The following is a 2,505-nucleotide window of genomic DNA, read 5'->3' on the forward strand; positions in this document are numbered from 1 at the left end:
CGTGGCGCGCCAGCTCGATGCGCGTCGGCGGCTTTCGAAGCGCATTGGCGGGGCCGCTCAAATTCGAGATCGAGGCATCCGCGCGGCCGAAGAAGGCATTCGGCCCGGTGCGTTGCAGCTCCTCGAGCTTGCTCGGAAGCAACGAGGCGGCCTTCCAGTAGACGTTGTTGTTGTTGCGTCTGACCGAGGTCATGTCCGTCGCTGAAAACGAACGACAGATGACCGTCGGGTGTTCACTGCGGCCGTCGGCGATCTGCACGCTCGACGAAACGACCGGGCAGGCGAAATACACCTCCCAAAATCCCGCGGGGCTGCCGAAGCCGGACCGTTCGTCCCCGTGGGTGAGCGACCATACCCCGTAGGTCGCAGCCGCCGACAGCCCACGCGTCCAGTCGAGCGGAGTGAGCGAGACGAACACATCGGCCTGGTAGTGCTTCAGGCGCGCAAGATCTCGTTCAGTCCAGCGGCACCCGCCGCCCTCGCGTATCGGCCGCGCCCGCGTCGTCGGGATGTCCGCTATGAGCTCGATCCCGTCGCGTGGCGCGAGCGCGTCGGCATCGAGGGTTATGCGGTTTTCCAGGATTTCGTTGGCCTGTCCGACGAGGCCCCGCGCTCGATGATTTTGCGGGCTTCTGTCGCCGCGCGGGCGACCCCGGGGTGCGGCTGGCTCCACGGGCGGCGTCACCAGAACCACCAGCACGATGTCCAGGTACCCAGAGCGTTTCATCCGGTCGACGAGCGCCCATTCCCACGCCTGAAGCTCTACGGAATGGACAAGGACGCCGATCCTGAGTCGCGGTGCGCCGGGCTCCGGCAGGACCGCGAATTCAGGCCGCGCTTCCTGTGAATGCGATGACAGAATCCTGCTCTCCCTCTAGGAGTTTGTCGGACTTGCGTGCGACAAACTCCTTAACTGGAAAACGTGCCGAATCAAATGCGGCAAAAAGCATTCGAGTGGGGGTCTTTCCGGTAGAAAAGGACGCTGTTTAGGCCCGAACATGTTCAAGTGCGAGTTTCTTATAAGCAGCCTGTCCCCCGGCCTTGATCGAAGCGACGCCAAAACGCTACGCACAGGCTTCATGAGATTAAGTCCGACAGGCTGCTAGGGGGTGTTAACAATCAGGCCAACCAGATGTAGGTAAAAACGAGGCTGACCATAGACGAGAAATTACGGGCGAGTTTTTCATAGCGCGTGGCGATGCGGCGAAATTGCTTTAGACGATTGAAGAAGCGTTCTACGAGATTGCGGGTTTTGTATAAATCATGATCATAGCTGCGCTGTTGGGTGCGGTTTTTTCGCGGCGGGATCACCGCTTGGGCACCGCTCGCCTCGATGCATGCCACGAGTGCGTCCGCGTCATAGCCCTTGTCACCGATGACGGCTTGCGTCTCAAAGCCTTCGATCAAGGCCTCCGCCTCCTTAATATCGGCTACTTGGCCGGCAGTGAGTCGAAAGCGCAGTGGCTTGCCCAAAGCATCCACCGCCGTATGGATCTTGGTGCTCAGCCCGCCGCGCGAGCGCCCGAGCGCTTGCGGCCCGGTTTTTTTTGGGCCCCAGCGGCATGCTGATGGGCACGCACTACGGTGCTATCAATGAGCAGCGCCTCCAAATCCGGGTCATCGATGATCGCTTCGATGAGCCGCTGCCAAACACCTTTCTTGCTCCAGCGCGAATAGCGCGTAAACACGTTATGCCAATGGCCCAAGGCTGCAGGCAGATCACGCCACGGCGCGCCGGTACGCGCAACCCACAACACCGCCTCTACAAACAGTCGATTGTCCTTGGCTGTGACCCCCGGGTCGCTTGCCTTGCCCGGGAGCAAATCCGCTATCCTTCTCCACTGGTCGTCTCTGAGTATCTTTCTTGGCATTGTTGACCTCCCAGGAAAGACCAGAATGTACCGACGTCCACTGAATGTGTACAGGCCCTAGCCTCCTTGGCAGATCGGACCAGGTCACCCCAGCCCCAGAGACGTTTACATCCGGGCTTCCAACGGATCGGTCACCCTCTCCATTGCCGGATATGACTACGGTGGTGTCTGGGCCTTCTCCACCGGTGGGACTTTCACCCACTGGAACTGCAGCTAGCATCGCTGCATCACCACGAGGTCGCCACGGCATACGAGCGCGGCTGGTCTCAGTTCAAGAATGGCGAACTACTCGACGCCGCCGAAAGCGACGGTTTTGAGGTCCTGATCAGTACTGATCTCAATCTGAAGTATCAGCAGAACCTCAAGCTGCGCCGAATTGCTTTGGTCGTTCTTTCAACGCCGAGCTGGCCACGTATTCAGCGCGCCTTGACCACAGTCGTGCGCGCCGTGGATGCCGCTACCCCCAGTAGCTACAAGGAGGTCGACATCCCATGACAAACACGTCTAACTCACGCCCTGAGGAAGTCCGTCAAGTAGATTGAGGCCTTCAGTCTTAGGTCCGATGATGGCTGGGATTCGGGAGCCGATGAGCTGCCAAACGCATTAGTTCGAGCGGACGCGAGGAAGCGTGAGT

At 59.8% G+C, this 2,505-nt stretch carries 2 protein-coding genes; both read right to left on the bottom strand.

Features of this window, described 5'->3' with window-relative positions:
* The coding region (locus ACT4N8_RS09040; protein ID WP_444857802.1) for a hypothetical protein at positions 1-700 on the bottom strand (700 nt) is incomplete at its 3' end.
* A gap of 419 nt (positions 701-1,119) precedes the next feature.
* Positions 1,120-1,871, bottom strand: a protein-coding gene (locus ACT4N8_RS09045; RefSeq protein ID WP_444857803.1) for an IS5 family transposase whose coding sequence is annotated in 2 segments (ribosomal slippage) — positions 1,120-1,544 and positions 1,544-1,871 — 753 coding nt in all. Because the reading frame shifts where the segments join, the coding sequence is not laid out codon by codon here.
* Positions 1,872-2,505: the final 634 nt, after the last annotated feature.

The organism is Sphingosinicella sp. (assembly GCF_052387495.1).
Taxonomy (GTDB): Bacteria; Pseudomonadota; Alphaproteobacteria; order Sphingomonadales; family Sphingomonadaceae; genus Allosphingosinicella.